The organism is Chimaeribacter coloradensis (genome assembly GCF_002858715.1).
Lineage (GTDB): Bacteria > Pseudomonadota > Gammaproteobacteria > Enterobacterales > Enterobacteriaceae > Chimaeribacter > Chimaeribacter coloradensis.
This window is the reverse complement of record NZ_PJZH01000103.1, coordinates 1-329: the sequence shown is the minus strand read 5'-3', so window position 1 is coordinate 329 and position 329 is coordinate 1. Positions and strand designations below refer to the sequence as shown.

Here is a 329-nt window from a genome sequence, read left to right as displayed (position 1 = left end):
GATTCTAAAGCCGGCATCTCCTTCCTCGCCGTTTATGACGGCTCCTGCTTTAATCCATTACAGGCCGTCGTAAATAATTCTCTGTCCAATTACCAGGCTGATGTGCTACGCCTGACGACAGGGTGCTCTGTGGAAATCACCGGCACCGTGGTGGCGTCACCGGGTGAAGGCCAGAGCTTTGAATTGCAGGCCACGGCAGTGAACGTGGTGGGCTGGGTGGACGATCCGGACACCTACCCGATGGCGGCCAAACGCCACAGCATCGAATACCTGCGGGAAGTGGCGCACCTGCGCCCGCGTACCAACCTGATTGGTGCCGTTGCCCGTGT

The 329-nt window shown here is 58.7% G+C and carries 1 protein-coding gene; it reads left to right on the top strand.

All coding sequences use genetic code 11. From position 1 onward, the window contains the following. Window positions 1–329 (top strand): OB-fold nucleic acid binding domain-containing protein (locus CYR32_RS21330; protein WP_241523878.1); only part of this gene is annotated, 329 nt, incomplete at both ends.